Below are 13,710 nucleotides of genomic sequence, written 5' to 3'. Positions count from 1 at the left end.
GGGATTTGCAGCGAGAAGGGGCCGGAGATCGTGGCTGGATCGAAGACGTGCAAAGTGCCGAACCGGAGCGGGGCAGGCGGAATCCGGACAGCGGAACTCCCCGCCGGGGCGGTGCCGCCGGGCGGGCGCCCGCTGATCATCACCGAGGACCCGTTGCTCCTGGACGACCTGCTGCGGTTGTGCGCCGCCGCGGGAGCCGAGCCGTACGTGCACCACGGGCTGCCGGCGCCAAACGGAAGCGGAGGCGGCCGCGCCGCCGACGGCGGGGCCCCTGGCGCGAAACCCGGTGGCGCAGCGGGCGGCGCCCCGCCCGCCCCGCCGCCCGGCACCGGATGGGAGTCCGCGCCCCTCGTCCTCGTCGGGGACGACGCGGCCCGCAGGGTCCGCGGAGCCCCGCGGCGCGGCGGTGTCCTCCTCGTAGGCCGGGAAGGGGCCGGGGGCGACCCGGCGGTGTGGCAGCGCGCGGTGGAGATCGGCGCCGAGGAGGTGCTGCGGCTCCCCGGCGCCGAGGGCCGCCTCGTCGACCGCATCGCCGACGTGGCGGAGGGGGCCGGCCGCAGCGCCCTCGCCGTCGGAGTCATCGGCGGCAGCGGCGGCGCCGGAGCGTCCACCCTCGCCTGCGCCCTGGCCGTCCGCGCCGCGCGGGCCGGGGAGCGGACAGTCCTGATCGACGGAGACCCCCTCGGCGGCGGACTGGACGTCCTGCTCGGCGGCGAGAGCGCCGCAGGCCTGCGCTGGCCCGACCTCGCGGGCTCCCGCGGCCGGGTCGGCGCCGGAGCCCTGGAGGAGTCACTGCCCGAACTGCACGCGCTGCGCGTGCTCAGCTGGGACCGCGGGGAGCGGGTGGCGGTGCCCCCGGCCGCAGTGCGCTCGGTCGTGGCCGCCGCCCGCCGGCGCGGCGGGGTGGTCGTCGTCGACCTGCCGCGCCGCGTCGACGAGGCGGTCGCCGAAGCCCTGGCCCAGCTCGACCTCGTACTGCTGGTCGTCCCCGGCGAACTGCGCGCGGTCGCCGCCGCCGGCCGGGTCGCCGCGGGCGTGCGCATCGCCGCCAGGGACGTGCGCGTGGTCGTGCGAGGCCGCTGCTCCGGCGGGCTCGACGCCGAAGCGGTGGCCGGGCTGCTGGGCGCGCCGCTCGCAGGCGAGGTGCCGGTCGAGGTGGGCCTGCCGGGGCGCGTCGCCGAGGGCGAGCCGCCCGGGGCGCACGGGCGCGGGCCGCTCGCCCGCTTCTGCGACGGCTTCTGGCGGCGGGCCCTGGGGCCCGTACCGGACCGGGAGGTGACGGCATGAGCGCGGTACTCCTGGAGGCGGTGCGCCAGCGGCTTGCCGAAACGGGCGCCGAACCGACCCCGGCCCGGGTGGCGGCGGCCCTGCGGGCCCAGGGCCGGCTCCTCGGAGACGCCGAAGTGCTGGGCACCGCAGCCCAGTTGCGGTCCGAGCTCGTCGGCGCGGGCCCCCTGGAGGCGCTCCTCGCCGACCCCGCCGTCACCGACGTGCTCGTGGCCGCCCCCGACCGGGTGTGGGTCGACCGGGGCGGCGGGCTCGAACTGACCGCCGTCACCTTCCCCGACGCGGACGCCGTCCGGCGGCTCGCCCAGCGGCTGGCCGCGGTGGCGGGGCGGCGGCTCGACGACGCCCGCCCGTGGGTCGACGCCCGCATGCCCGACGGCACCCGGCTGCACGCGGTGCTGCCCCCGGTCGCCGTCGGCTCCGCCTGCCTCTCCCTGCGTGTGGTCCGGCCGAGGGCCTTCACCCTGGACGAGCTCGTCGAGGCGGGGACCCTGCCGCCCGGCGGACACCACCTCTTCCGGGACGTCATCGGCGCGCGGCTGTCCTTCCTGGTCTCCGGCGGGACCGGAACCGGGAAGACCACCCTGCTCAGCGCCCTGCTCGGGCTCGCCGGCCCGGGGGAGCGGATCGTCCTCGCCGAGGACTCGGCCGAGCTGCGCCCCGACCATCCGCACGTGGTGCGGTTGGAGACGCGGCCCGCCAACCAGGAGGGGGCCGGGCTCGTCACCCTGGCCGACCTGGTCCGGCAGGCGCTGCGGATGAGGCCGGACCGGCTCGTCGTCGGCGAGGTGAGGGGCGCCGAAGTAGCCGACCTGCTGGCGGCCCTGAACACCGGTCACGAGGGGGGCTGCGGCACTGTCCACGCCAACGCGGCGGTGCACGTCCCGGCCCGGCTCGAAGCGCTCGGGACAGCCGCCGGCCTCGACCGGGCCGCTCTGCACAGCCAGTTGGCGGCCGCCCTCACGCTCGTGGTCCACCTGGTCAGGGACCGGGCCGGGCGGCGCCGGGTGGCGGAGGTGCACGTACTGGAGCGGGACGCCGCCGGTCTGGTCGTCACGGTGCCCGCGCTGCGCTGGTCCTCCCGCGGCTTCGTGCGGGAGCAGGGCTGGGAGCGGCTGCGGCCGCTGCTGGGCGGTGCGCGGTGAGCGCCGCGGCTGCGGCGCCCGTGCCGGTGTTCGCCGGAGTCCTCTGCGCGGCTGCGGCCGCCTGGACGCTGGCCGGCGGGGAGCGGGCGGCCCGCCGGGCCCGGATCGTTGTGGCCGGGGGCGGCGCCGAGCCGCGCGGGCCGGGGCGCGGGCAGGTGTGGGCAGCCGCGGTCCGGGTGCGGGCCCAGAGCCGGCGGGAGTGGGTCGGCCTCGGCGCCGGGCTGGTGCTCGCGCTGCTCGGCGCGTCGGTGATCCCGCTGGCGGCGGGCGCTGCGTCGGTGCCGCTGCTGCGGCGCTGGCTGCGCGCGCGGCAGCGGCAGCGGGAGCGGTCCGCGCGCCGGGCCGGGGTCATCGCCCTGTGCGGGGCGGCCGTGGGGGAGCTGAGGGCCGGAGCCCAGCCGGGCCAGGCGCTCACCGCGGCCCTGCGCCGGTCGGCCGTCGGCCCCGGGGCGCCCGGGCCGGCGGAGACGGCGGTGCTGGCGGCAGCCGCGTTCGGCGGGGACGTGCCGGCGGCGCTGCGGGAGGCGGCCCGGGAGCCGGGAGCGGAGGGGCTGGTCGGCATGGCGGCCTGCTGGCAGATCTCGGTGGACGGCGGTGCGGGCCTCGCCGCCGGACTGGACCGGTTGGAGGGTGCCCTGCGCGCCGAGCGGGACCGGCAGGAGTCGCTGCGGGCCCAGCTGGCCGGAGCCAGGTCGACGACTGCCGTGCTCGCCCTGTTGCCGCTCGTCGGGCTGCTGATCGGCTCGGGACTGGGCGCGGACCCTCTGGGGGTGCTGCTGCACACCCCCGTCGGCTGGGGCTGTCTGGTCGCGGGGAGCCTGCTGGAGGGGCTGGGGCTGCTGTGGTGCAGCCGCATTGTGCGGGAGGCGGAGCGGTGACCGGCGCGCTGGCCGTCCACAGGCTGGGGGCAGTGCTCTGCCTCGCGGCGGCCGTGCTGTGTGCGGCCGCAGCGGTCGCCTTGCGGCTGCGGACGCGGGCCGCCCGGCGCAGAACGGCCTCCGTGCTGGCGCTGCCGCCGGTCCGGCGGCGGACCGCCCCCGGACCGCGGGTGCGGAGCGCCGCTGGCGAGTGGGCGGTCCCGGCGGCGGTGCTGGCCGCGGTGTGGCTGCTCGTCGGCGGCCCGGTCGGGGCTCCGGCGGGGTGCGTGGCGGCCCTCGCGGTGCGGCGGCTGCGGCGCCGGACCCGCCCGGATCCGGCCGGGGCGGCGGATCCGCGGGAGGCGGAGCGCAGGCTGCCGTTCGCCGCGGACCTGCTGGCGGCCTGCCTGGCGGCCGGAGCCGGGCCGGTGCAGGCCGCGGAAGCGGTCGGGGAGTCGCTCGGGGGGCCCGTCGGCGACGGGCTTGCCCTGGCCGGTGCGGAGGTCCGGCTCGGTGGCGAACCGGGTGCCGCGTGGGGGAGGTTGGCCCGGATACCCGGTGCGGCTCCGCTCGCACAGTGCCTGGAGCGGGCCGCCCGCACGGGTGCGCCGACCGCCGAGCAGGCCGCCCGCCTGGCGGGCGCGCTGCGCGAGGAGCGGGCCCGGTCGGCGCAGGCCCGGGCGCAGCGCGCGGCGGTCCTCGTCACGGCGCCCGTGGGGCTGTGCTTCCTCCCCGCGTTCCTGGCGGTGGGTGTGGCCCCGGTCGTCATCGGAATGGCGACCGGCATGCTCTCCGCCCGCTGAAAAGGAATCAGAAGTGGCGGGTGGGGCGCAAAAGAAGCTGAGAGAACGTCAGTGCATGAATTTGCAGAGGAGGTTGCCATGAGGATGATCTGGTTTCGTGTGCGGGCGGTGATCGGCGGGCGGGCCGGGGACGCCGGGATGTCGACGTCGGAATACGCCATGGGGACGATCGCGGCGTGTGCGTTCGCCGCGGTCCTGTACAAGGTGGTGACGAGCGACGTGGTCTCCACGGCGCTCCAGTCGACCATCGGAAAGGCACTCGATGTGCCTTTCTGAGGAAAGTCCGCGGACTGCTCCGGCCCGGCCGCGCGACGGCGGATTCGCCACCGCGGAGGCGGCTCTGGTGATTCCGGCCCTGGTGCTGTTCGCCGCCCTGCTCGTGTGGGCCCTGATGGCGGCGGCCGCGCAGATCCGCTGCGTGGACGCGGCCCGGGTCGGTGCCCGGGCCGCGGCCCGCTCGGAGCCGGGGCAGGACGCGGCCGCGGCAGCCCGGTCGGCCGCCCCGGCCGGGGCCGAGGTGGTGATCGAACGCAAGGGCGACCTGTGGCACGTTCGGGTGGAGGCGCCTGCGCCGGGGCCGGCCGGGCTGCAGGTGCGGCTCGGGGCCCGGGCGGCGGCCCTGGCCGAGGACAGCGTGGGGCCGCCGCCATGAGGGGCGACCGGGGTTCGGCGACCGTGTGGGCGGCCCTCGTGGCCACCGCCCTGGGGGCGGTGTTCGGCGGGGTGCTGCTGCTCGGCCAGGCGGTGGCCGCCCGCCACCGCGCGGCGGCGGCCGCCGACCTGGGGGCGCTCGCCGCGGCCGCCACCTGGGCCCGCGGCCCCGAGGCCGCGTGCGCCGCCGCCCGGCGCGTGGCGGCGGCGCAGGGCGCCTCCGTCGCCGCCTGCCTCCTCCACGGGGAGGTGGCCGAGGTTGCGGCCCGCCCCGCCGCGGGCCCCTTCACCCCGGTGATCACGGCCCGCGCGGGCCCGTCCTCGGCCGAGGACGCACCGCCTCCGGCCGCGGAGGAGCCGCACGGCTCAGGGGGCGGGCGGCTGCGGGTCGGTCCCGGGGGCGTCCGGGGCGTGGGCGAGGAGGCGGGTCAGGAGGCGGATCGCGCCCCGCTTGTGGAGCGGGTCGTTGCCGTTGCCGCACTTCGGGGACTGGATGCAGGAGGGGCAGCCCGCCTCGCACTCGCAGGCGGCGATCGCGTCGCGGGTCGCCGTCAGCCAGGCGCGGGCCGTGTGGAAGGCCCGCTCCGCGAAGCCGGCTCCGCCGGGGTGGCCGTCGTAGACGAAGACGGTCGGCAGCAGGGTGTCCGGGTGCAGGGGGACGGAGACGCCGCCGATGTCCCAGCGGTCGCAGGTCGCGAACAGCGGCAGCAGGCCGATGGAGGCGTGCTCGGCGGCGTGCAGGGCCCCGCCGAGGATCTCCGGGGTGATCCCCGCCTCGTCCAGCTGGTCCTCGGTGACCGTCCACCACACGGCGCGGGTGCGCAGGGTGCGCGGCGGCAGGTCCAGCTTGGCCTCGCCGAGGACCTCGCCGGTGATCAGCTTGCGGCGCAGGTAGGACACCACCTGGTTGGTCACCTCCACCGAGCCGTAGCAGAGCCGGGCGTCCCCCCAGGGGATCTCGGCGTCGGTCTCCAGCACGGAGACGGCGGTGGTGTCGCGGGCGGTCGTCGAGAAGGGCGGGCTGGCCTCCTCGACGAGGGCGACGGAGTCCTCCAGGTCGAGGTGCCGCACCAGGTAGGTGCGGCCCTGGTGGAGGTGGACGGCGCCGTCGTGGACGGCGGTGTGGGCGGCCGACTCGTCCACCGTCCCCAGCAGCCGCCCCGTGCCGGCCTCCACGATCTGCACCGGGCGGCCGCCCCCGCCCCGGATGTCCGCCAGGTCCGCGGCCCGCTCCCGGCGCGTCCAGTGCCAGGCCGTGGCCCGCCGGCGCAGCAGCTTCGCCGCCTCCAGCTGCGGTACGAGCTCCCGGGCGGCCGGGCCGAACAGCGGCAGGTCCGCCTCCGTCAGAGGGGCCTCCGCGGCGGCCGCACACAGGTGCGGGGCCAGGACGTACGGGTTGTCCGGGTCCAGGACGGTTGCCTCCACCGGCCGGCGGAACAGCGCCTCCGGATGGTGCACGAGGTAGGTGTCGAGCGGGTCGTCGCGGGCGATCAGCACGGCCAGGGCGCCCTGGCCGGAGCGGCCGGCCCGGCCCGCCTGCTGCCACAGCGACGCCCGGGTCCCCGGATAGCCGGTGATCAGGACCGCGTCGAGCCCGGACACGTCCACGCCCAGCTCCAGCGCCGTCGTCGCGGCCAGTCCCAGCAGCTCGCCGGAGTGCAGGGCCGCCTCCAGGGCCCGCCGCTCCTCCGGCAGGTAGCCGCCGCGGTAGGCGGCGACCCGCCCCGGCAGCGACCGGTCCACCTCGGCGAGCTTCTCCTGGGCGATCACCGAGATCAGCTCTGCGCCCCGCCGCGAGCGGACGAACGCGACCGTCCGGACCCCCTGCGCGACGAGGTCGGTCAGCAGGTCGGCGGTCTCGGCCGTGGCCGTGCGCCGCACCGGGGCCCCCCGCTCGCCCCGCAGGTCGGTCAGCGGCGGCTCCCACAGGGCGAAGACCACCTCGCCCCGCGGGGAGGCGTCGTCGGCGACCTCGCGGACCGGCAGGCCCGTCAGGCGGGAGGCGGCGGCCGCCGGGTCGCTCGCGGTGGCGGACGCCAGCAGGAACACCGGGTCGGCGCCGTAGCGCGCGCACAGCCGCCGCAGCCGGCGCAGCACCTGCGCCACGTGCGAGCCGAAGACGCCCCGGTAGGTGTGGCACTCGTCGACGACGACGTAGCGCAGGGCACGCAGGAAGGAGGACCAGCGGGCGTGGGCCGGCAGGATCCCGCGGTGCAGCATGTCGGGGTTGGTCAGGACGTAGTTCGCGTACTGGCGCACCCATTCGCGTTCTTCCACCGGCGTGTCGCCGTCGTACACGGCGGGGCGGACCGAGGTGCCGAGCGGCGCCGCCAGTTCGCGCACGGCGCGCCGCTGGTCGGCGGCGAGCGCCTTCGTCGGGGCCAGGTACAGGGCGGTCGCGCCCCGCCCGTTCGGAGCCTCGGAGCCGTCCGCGAGGGCGGACAGCACCGGCGCCAGGTAGGCCAGCGACTTCCCGGAGGCCGTTCCGGTGGCGACCACCACGGATTCGCCGTCCAGGGCGTGCTCAGCGGCCGCCGCCTGGTGCGCCCAGGGGTGCTCGACACCCGCGGAGCGGATCGCGGCCACGACATCCGTCCGGATGCGGTCGGGCCACACTGCATGACGGCCCTCCCGAGGGGGCAAGTGCTCCGTATGAGTGATGCGTGCAGCCCTCTCCGGCCCCCGTGACAGGCGGTCCAGGACCGTGCCGGGAGCGGGTTTCGGGTCCCCGGGCGCCCTATGGCGGCCGGGGCGGTGAGTATTGGCCATTGGAACCGAGTGTGTCACCGGCGTGCAGGACAATGGACGGAAGGCGTCGTGCGCGCCTGCCGGTAAGTGGTTGAATGCCATCGCGGCAGCCAATCTCTCCCCCGCCCGCGGGTGGGGGAGGCCCCTGGGGGGCGCCGCTCGATAGCAAGGTGCTGGAGGATCCGTGGACCTGTCCCTGTCGACTCGCACTGTCGGCGACCGTACGGTCGTGGAGGTCGGTGGCGAGATTGATGTGTATACCGCGCCCAAGCTGCGCGAGCAGTTGGTCGAGTTGGTGAACGACGGCAGCTACCACCTGGTTGTCGACATGGAGCGGGTGGACTTCCTCGACTCCACCGGCCTCGGTGTGCTCGTGGGCGGCCTCAAGCGCGTCCGCGCGCACGAGGGCTCGCTGCGGCTGGTCTGCAACCAGGAGCGCATCCTGAAGATCTTCCGCATCACGGGCCTGACCAAGGTGTTCCCGATCCACACGACGGTGGAGGACGCCGTCGCCGCCACCGACTGACGTCCGTCCCCGCCCCGGGCGCGGCCGTACGCCGGCCCGGGCAGCGGGGGCGCCGGAGAGGAGCGGGGGCGCGGGCCGCATGCGGTCCGGGCCTCTGCAAGGCACGCCCAGTCCGAGGGGGACGCAATGGCCACCGTTGAACTCCGCTTCAGCGCCCAGCCCGAGCACGTCCGCACGGCCCGCCTGGTCGCGGCCGCCGTGGCGCGGCGGGTCGGCGTGGACGAAGCCGTGCTCGACGAGGTCCGCCTCGCCGTGGGCGAAGCCTGCTCACGCGCCGTCGGACTGCACCTCAGCAACGGGCTCACCGCGCCCGTCCGGGTGGTGCTCACCGAGGAGGAGAAGTCGTTCTCCATCGAGGTCGGCGACGAGGTGCCCGGCCCGTCCGGCGGGACCGTGCCGGGTCTGCAGGCGGCCCTCGACCCGGACGGCGACGCGGAGGACGAGATGGGGCTCGCCGTGATCAGCGGTCTCGTCGACGACGTCGAGGTGATCAGCGGCGAGGCCGGCGGCACCATCCGCATGAGCTGGCCCGTCTCGGGGACGGGCGAGGGCGAACTGCCTTAGCCGGTACTCCCTGAATATTTTTGGATCTTATTGAAGGCCCTGCCGAGCAGGGCCTTTTCTCGTTCCCGGACCGGTATTACGGATCAATGACCAGGCGTCAATGCCTTTGCCCCATTACTTCTTTCGGGGGTAATGGAGTGACGCAATCTATTGGTGGGGTGCAAGAGCAGGCCAATTCCGTTTCCCGTGCACTGTTTTGATGCGGAAGAGGTCCCTACAATCCGTCCACATCTTGAGCTCATCACGTCAAGGAGGACGAATGACGGGGCTCTTCACCCCCAACGCGCCGGACGGCACCGCCGATCTGGCAGCCGCAGTACTCACCGAGGACAACCGGCTCATCGTCATGGTGATCGCGGCCGTCGCAATTGCCGCACTCGTCGTCGCGCAGGTCCTGGTCCGCCAGGTACTTTCCGCCGACGAGGGAACCGACAGCATGAAGAAGATCGCCGCGGCGGTCCAGGAAGGCGCGAACGCCTACCTCGGCCGGCAGCTGCGCACCCTCGGGATCTTCGCCGTCGTCGTGTTCTTCCTGCTCTTCCTGCTGCCCGCCGACGACTGGGGCCAGCGGGCGGGCCGCTCCGCCTTCTTCCTCGTCGGCGCCCTCTTCTCGGCGGCCACCGGCTACATCGGCATGCGCCTTGCCGTCCGGGCCAACGTCCGCGTCGCCGCCGCCGCGCGCGAGGCCACCCCGGCCGAGGGCGAGCCCGCCAAGGACCTGACCGAGGTCTCCCACCGGGCGATGCGGATCGCCTTCCGCACCGGCGGCGTCGTCGGCATGTTCACCGTCGGCCTCGGCCTGCTCGGCGCCTCCTGCGTCGTCCTGGTCTACGCCGCCGACGCCCCCAAGGTCCTGGAGGGCTTCGGCCTCGGCGCCGCCCTGATCGCGATGTTCATGCGTGTCGGCGGCGGCATCTTCACCAAGGCCGCCGACGTCGGCGCCGACCTGGTCGGCAAGGTCGAGCAGGGCATTCCGGAGGACGACCCGCGCAATGCCGCGACCATCGCCGACAACGTGGGCGACAACGTCGGCGACTGCGCGGGCATGGCCGCCGACCTCTTCGAGTCCTACGCCGTCACCCTCGTGGCCGCGCTCATCCTCGGCAAGGCCGCCTTCGGCGACCTCGGCCTCGCCTTCCCGCTCATCGTCCCCGCCATCGGCGTCGTCACCGCGATGATCGGCATCTTCGCCGTCTCACCGCGCCGCTCCGACCGCAGCGGCATGACCGCCATCAACCGCGGCTTCTTCATCTCCGCCGCGATCTCCCTGGCCCTGGTCGCCGCCGCCGTGTACGCGTACCTGCCGTCCTCGTACAAGGACCTCGTCGGCGTCGAGAACGCGGCGATCACCAACCACCCCGGCGACCCCCGGATCCTCGCCCTGGTCGCCGTCGCCATCGGCATCGTCCTGGCCGCCCTGATCCAGCAGCTCACCGGCTACTTCACCGAGACCACCCGGCGCCCCGTCCGCGACATCGGCAAGTCCGCCCTCACCGGGCCGGCCACCGTCGTCCTCGCGGGCATCTCGGTCGGCCTGGAGTCCGCCGTCTACACGGCGCTCCTGATCGGCCTCGGCGTCTACGGCGCGTTCCTGCTCGGCGGCACCTCCATCATGCTCGCGCTCTTCGCGGTGGCCCTGGCTGGCACCGGCCTGCTCACCACCGTCGGCGTGATCGTCGCCATGGACACCTTCGGCCCGGTCTCCGACAACGCCCAGGGCATCGCCGAGATGTCCGGCGACGTCGAGGGCGCCGGAGCCCAGGTCCTGACCGACCTCGACGCGGTCGGCAACACCACCAAGGCCATCACCAAGGGCATCGCCATCGCCACCGCCGTGCTCGCCGCGGCCGCGCTGTTCGGCTCGTACAACGACGCCATCTCCACCGCGGTGAAGGAAGTCGGGGCGAAGGCCGGGGAGATGAACCTCAGCCTCGACATCGCCCAGCCCAACAACCTCGTCGGCCTCGTCCTCGGCGCCGCCGTGGTCTTCCTCTTCTCCGGCCTCGCCATCAACGCCGTGTCCCGCTCCGCCGGCTCCGTCGTCTACGAGGTGCGCCGCCAGTTCCGCGAGCACCCCGGGATCATGGACTACACGGAGAAGCCCGAGTACGGGCGCGTCGTCGACATCTGCACCAAGGACGCGCTGCGCGAGCTCGCCACGCCCGGCCTGCTCGCCGTCATGGCGCCCATCGCGGTCGGCTTCGTCCTCGGCGTCGGCGCGCTCGGCGCGTTCCTGGCGGGGGCCATCGGCTGCGGCACCCTGATGGCGGTGTTCCTCGCGAACTCCGGCGGGGCCTGGGACAACGCGAAGAAGCTCGTCGAGGACGGCCACCACGGCGGCAAGGGCAGCGACGCCCACGCCGCGACCGTCATCGGCGACACCGTCGGCGACCCGTTCAAGGACACCGCCGGCCCGGCCATCAACCCGCTGCTGAAGGTGATGAACCTGGTGGCGCTCCTGATCGCGCCGGCCGTCGTGCAGTTCAGCTACGGCCCCGACACCAGCCCGACCGTCCGGGCGATCGTCGCGGCCGTCGCCATCACCGTCATCGTCGCCGCGGTCTACGTCTCCAAGCGGCGCGACATCGCCGTCGGCGAAGGCGGCGACGGGGCCGCGGCCGAACGGGTGGCCAAGCCATCCGACCCCGCGGTGGTCTCCTGACCCGGAGGGCCCCCTCGGCGGCCCGGCACGGAGGCGGACGGGCGGCGCGTACGGGCGCGCCGCCCGTCCGCCTTTCCGCGACGGGCGACAGCGGCCGTGTATCTTCCCCGCGGAGAGCCTCCTCGAAGGGACCGATCCGGTGAACAAGAAGCTTGCGGCCGCGGTGTCCGGCTGTGCGGCGCTGGTGCTCGTGCTGTCCGGCTGCGGCGACGACGGCGACGAGAAGGCCAACGCCTGGGCCAAGAAGGTCTGCGACGTCTGGGAGCCGCACCTGGACAAGGTCGAGAAGGCGAACGCCGAGATGAAGCGCGTCTCGTCACAGGACAGCAAGTCCGACGAGGTCCAGAAGGTCGACTCCGCCGCCTTCCAGACGCAGGCCGACGCGTACACGGCGATGGCCAAGGCCCTGCGCGATGCCGGGGTCCCGCCCGTCAAGGACGGGCAGTCCACGCTCGACGCGTCGGCCGGCGGCTTCGAGTCGGCGGCCAAGGGCTACGCGGACGTGAAGACGAAGATCGACGCGCTGGACGCGAAGGACCCGGCGAAGTTCGCCGACGGCCTCGAAGCGCTCAGCGCCGACATCGAGGCGGCGAACCAGGGCAGCAAGAACGCCTTCAACGAGCTCAACGCGAGCGGCATGGCGAAGGCGTTGAACGCGCAGAAGGGCTGCAAGGTCGCGGCCCCCGCGCCGACGGGCTGATCCACAGGGCCGCCGGACCGCCGGGCAGCCCGCCCGGCGGACCCCGCCGCCCCGCCGCCCGGCCGCGCGCCGCACGGAACGGCGGCGCCGGCCGACACAATGGACGCGTGAGTACCTCCAGCCTCCCCACGCCCGACCGCGCCGCCGAACTCCGCACCGCGCTGCTCGCCGCCGGCTTCACCGCCGACGGGCTGCTCGACCTGCTCGGCGCCCCCGCCTACGCCGCCCTGGCCCGCAGCGAGACCGTGCCCGCCCTGCGCGCCGCCCGGAGCGCCGGCAGCAGCCCGCTGGCGAGCCTGGTCCGGCTGTTCCTGCTCCGGCAGACCGTGCCGGCCGCAGACGCCGCACGGGCGCTGCCCCTGGAGGCCGCGCTCGCCGACGGCTGGCTGCACCGCGCGGAGGAGGCCGGCGGCGGGGACGCGGTCCGCGCCGCCGTCGACGTCCGCCCGTACGGCGGCCCGAACGGCGAGGACTGGTTCATCGTCTCCGACCTCGGCTGCGCGGTCGGCGGGGCCGGCGGGATCGGCTCGCGCGAGGAGGGCGTCGTCCTCGGCGTCGGCGGCGCCTCCACCACCCTCGCCGGGATCACCGTGCGCACCCCCGTCGGCAGCGCCCTCGACCTCGGGACCGGATCCGGCATCCAGGCGCTGCACGCCGCCGGGCACGCCACCCGCGTCACCGCCACCGACGTCAACCCCCGCGCCCTGGAATTCACCCGGCTGACGCTCGCGCTGTCCGGGGCGCCGGAGGCCGAACTGCTCCTCGGGTCGCTGTTCGAGCCCGTCGGGGATGCCGCGTACGACCTCATCGTGTCCAACCCGCCGTTCGTCATCTCCCCCGGCGCCCGGCTGACGTACCGGGACGGCGGCATGGGCGGCGACGACCTGTGCCGCACGCTCGTCCAGCAGGCCGGCGCGCACCTCAACCCCGGCGGCTACGCGCAGTTCCTCGGCAACTGGCAGCACGTCGAGGGCGAGGACTGGCGCGACCGCGTCCGCTCCTGGGTGCCGCGCGGCTGCGACGCCTGGATCGTCCAGCGCGACGTCCAGGACGTGACCCAGTACGCCGAGCTGTGGCTGCGCGACGCGGGCGACCACCGCACCGCTCCGGACGAGTACGCGCGCCGGTACGAGGAATGGCTCGACGAGTTCGAGGCCCGCAAGACCAAGGCGGTCGGCTTCGGGTGGATCACGCTGCGCCGCAGCGGCGCGCAGGAGCCGTCGATCGTGATCGAGGAGTGGCCCCACCCGGTGGAGCAGCCGCTCGGCGACGCGGTCGCCGCGCACTTCGCCCGCCAGGACTACCTGCGCGACCACGACGACGCGGCCCTGCTGGAGGCCCGCTTCGTCCTGGCCGGCGAGGTCGTGCAGGAGCAGGTCGGGGCGCCCGGCGCGGAGGACCCCGAGCACGTGGTGCTGCGGCAGAACCGCGGCATGCGGCGGGCCACCAAGGTCGACACGGTCGGGGCCGGGTTCGCGGGCGTCTGCGACGGCTCGCTCAGCGCGGGCCGGATCCTCGACGCGATCGCGCAGCTGGTGCAGGAGGATCCGGTGGGGCTGCGGGACCGGACCCCGGAGGCGATCCGGCTGCTCGTCGAGCAGGGGTTCCTGGAGCCGGTCGCCGACCACTGAGCCGTCACCGGGGGTTCGCCCGCCGTTCCCCCGCGGCTGGCAGGCTCCCCGGCGGAAGGGCGCACGGCCGCAGGGGCCCCGGGGTACCGGGGGGACGCCGGGGCCCCGGGGCGGCCTTGCGACGATGGGGGGAACG

Annotated in this window: 12 protein-coding genes and 1 pseudogene; 12 read left to right on the top strand and 1 reads right to left on the bottom strand. The window is 75.5% G+C overall.

Annotation, left to right across the window (positions count from 1 at the left end; genetic code table 11):
* Nucleotides 1–54 precede the first annotated feature (54 nt).
* The 7 genes and pseudogenes from ssd to MUK52_RS13900 all read left to right on the top strand — a co-directional run.
* Entirely contained in the window at nt 55–1,287 is a 1,233-nt protein-coding gene (gene ssd, locus MUK52_RS13930; protein WP_502963566.1) for a septum site-determining protein Ssd, read from the top strand.
* Complete coding sequence (locus tag MUK52_RS13925; protein ID WP_284576569.1) at nt 1,284–2,432, top strand: TadA family conjugal transfer-associated ATPase; 1,149 nt, start codon at nt 1,284–1,286, stop codon at nt 2,430–2,432. Before ssd ends, MUK52_RS13925 begins: the two co-directional genes overlap by 4 nt.
* Complete coding sequence (locus MUK52_RS13920) at nt 2,429–3,310, top strand: type II secretion system F family protein (protein ID WP_246042266.1); 882 nt, start codon at nt 2,429–2,431, stop codon at nt 3,308–3,310. Before MUK52_RS13925 ends, MUK52_RS13920 begins: the two co-directional genes overlap by 4 nt.
* On the top strand, nt 3,307–4,092 hold the full coding sequence (locus tag MUK52_RS13915) for a type II secretion system F family protein (protein WP_284576565.1): 786 nt from the start codon (nt 3,307–3,309) through the stop codon (nt 4,090–4,092). The genes MUK52_RS13920 and MUK52_RS13915 overlap by 4 nt, the downstream gene beginning before the upstream one ends.
* Nucleotides 4,093–4,170: 78 nt before the next feature.
* The gene (locus tag MUK52_RS13910) at nt 4,171–4,368 is read left to right on the top strand and encodes a DUF4244 domain-containing protein (protein WP_114053519.1); all 198 of its coding nucleotides are present in this window, start codon (nt 4,171–4,173) and stop codon (nt 4,366–4,368) included.
* Nucleotides 4,369–4,435: 67 nt separating this feature from the next.
* Nucleotides 4,436–4,744 (top strand): TadE family type IV pilus minor pilin, encoded by a 309-nt coding sequence (locus tag MUK52_RS13905; RefSeq protein ID WP_472912315.1) that lies wholly within the window; start codon nt 4,436–4,438, stop codon nt 4,742–4,744.
* A pseudogene (locus MUK52_RS13900) lies at nt 4,741–5,001 on the top strand (Rv3654c family TadE-like protein); the annotation flags it as partial. The gene MUK52_RS13905 and the pseudogene MUK52_RS13900, both read left to right, overlap by 4 nt.
* A gap of 108 nt (nt 5,002–5,109) precedes the next feature.
* Here MUK52_RS13900 and MUK52_RS13895 read toward each other — a convergent pair.
* A complete protein-coding gene (locus tag MUK52_RS13895; RefSeq protein ID WP_284576559.1) occupies nt 5,110–7,593 on the bottom strand; it encodes a DEAD/DEAH box helicase in 2,484 nt (827 codons plus the stop codon).
* 82 nt (nt 7,594–7,675) lie between these two features.
* On the opposite strand from MUK52_RS13895, the gene bldG reads away from it, so the two are divergent.
* From bldG to MUK52_RS13870, 5 genes are all read left to right on the top strand, one after another.
* Entirely contained in the window at nt 7,676–8,017 is a 342-nt protein-coding gene (gene bldG / locus MUK52_RS13890; RefSeq protein WP_030152678.1) for an anti-sigma factor antagonist BldG, read from the top strand.
* A 126-nt stretch (nt 8,018–8,143) separates the two neighbouring features.
* Nucleotides 8,144–8,581, top strand: coding sequence for an ATP-binding protein (locus tag MUK52_RS13885; RefSeq protein ID WP_114053522.1), 438 nt, complete (start codon nt 8,144–8,146; stop codon nt 8,579–8,581).
* A gap of 259 nt (nt 8,582–8,840) precedes the next feature.
* Complete coding sequence (locus MUK52_RS13880; protein ID WP_284576554.1) at nt 8,841–11,243, top strand: sodium-translocating pyrophosphatase; 2,403 nt, start codon at nt 8,841–8,843, stop codon at nt 11,241–11,243.
* A 139-nt stretch (nt 11,244–11,382) separates the two neighbouring features.
* On the top strand, nt 11,383–11,943 hold the full coding sequence (locus tag MUK52_RS13875) for a small secreted protein (RefSeq protein ID WP_114053524.1): 561 nt from the start codon (nt 11,383–11,385) through the stop codon (nt 11,941–11,943).
* 107 nt (nt 11,944–12,050) lie between these two features.
* Nucleotides 12,051–13,574, top strand: coding sequence for a DUF7059 domain-containing protein (locus MUK52_RS13870; RefSeq protein ID WP_114053525.1), 1,524 nt, complete (start codon nt 12,051–12,053; stop codon nt 13,572–13,574).
* Nucleotides 13,575–13,710 lie beyond the last annotated feature (136 nt).

This window comes from Streptomyces sp. 2P-4 (assembly GCF_030167965.1).
Classification (GTDB): domain Bacteria; phylum Actinomycetota; class Actinomycetes; order Streptomycetales; family Streptomycetaceae; genus Streptomyces; species Streptomyces globosus_A.
The sequence above is the reverse complement of the archived record's forward strand: the minus strand, read 5'-3'. Positions and strand labels throughout refer to the sequence as shown.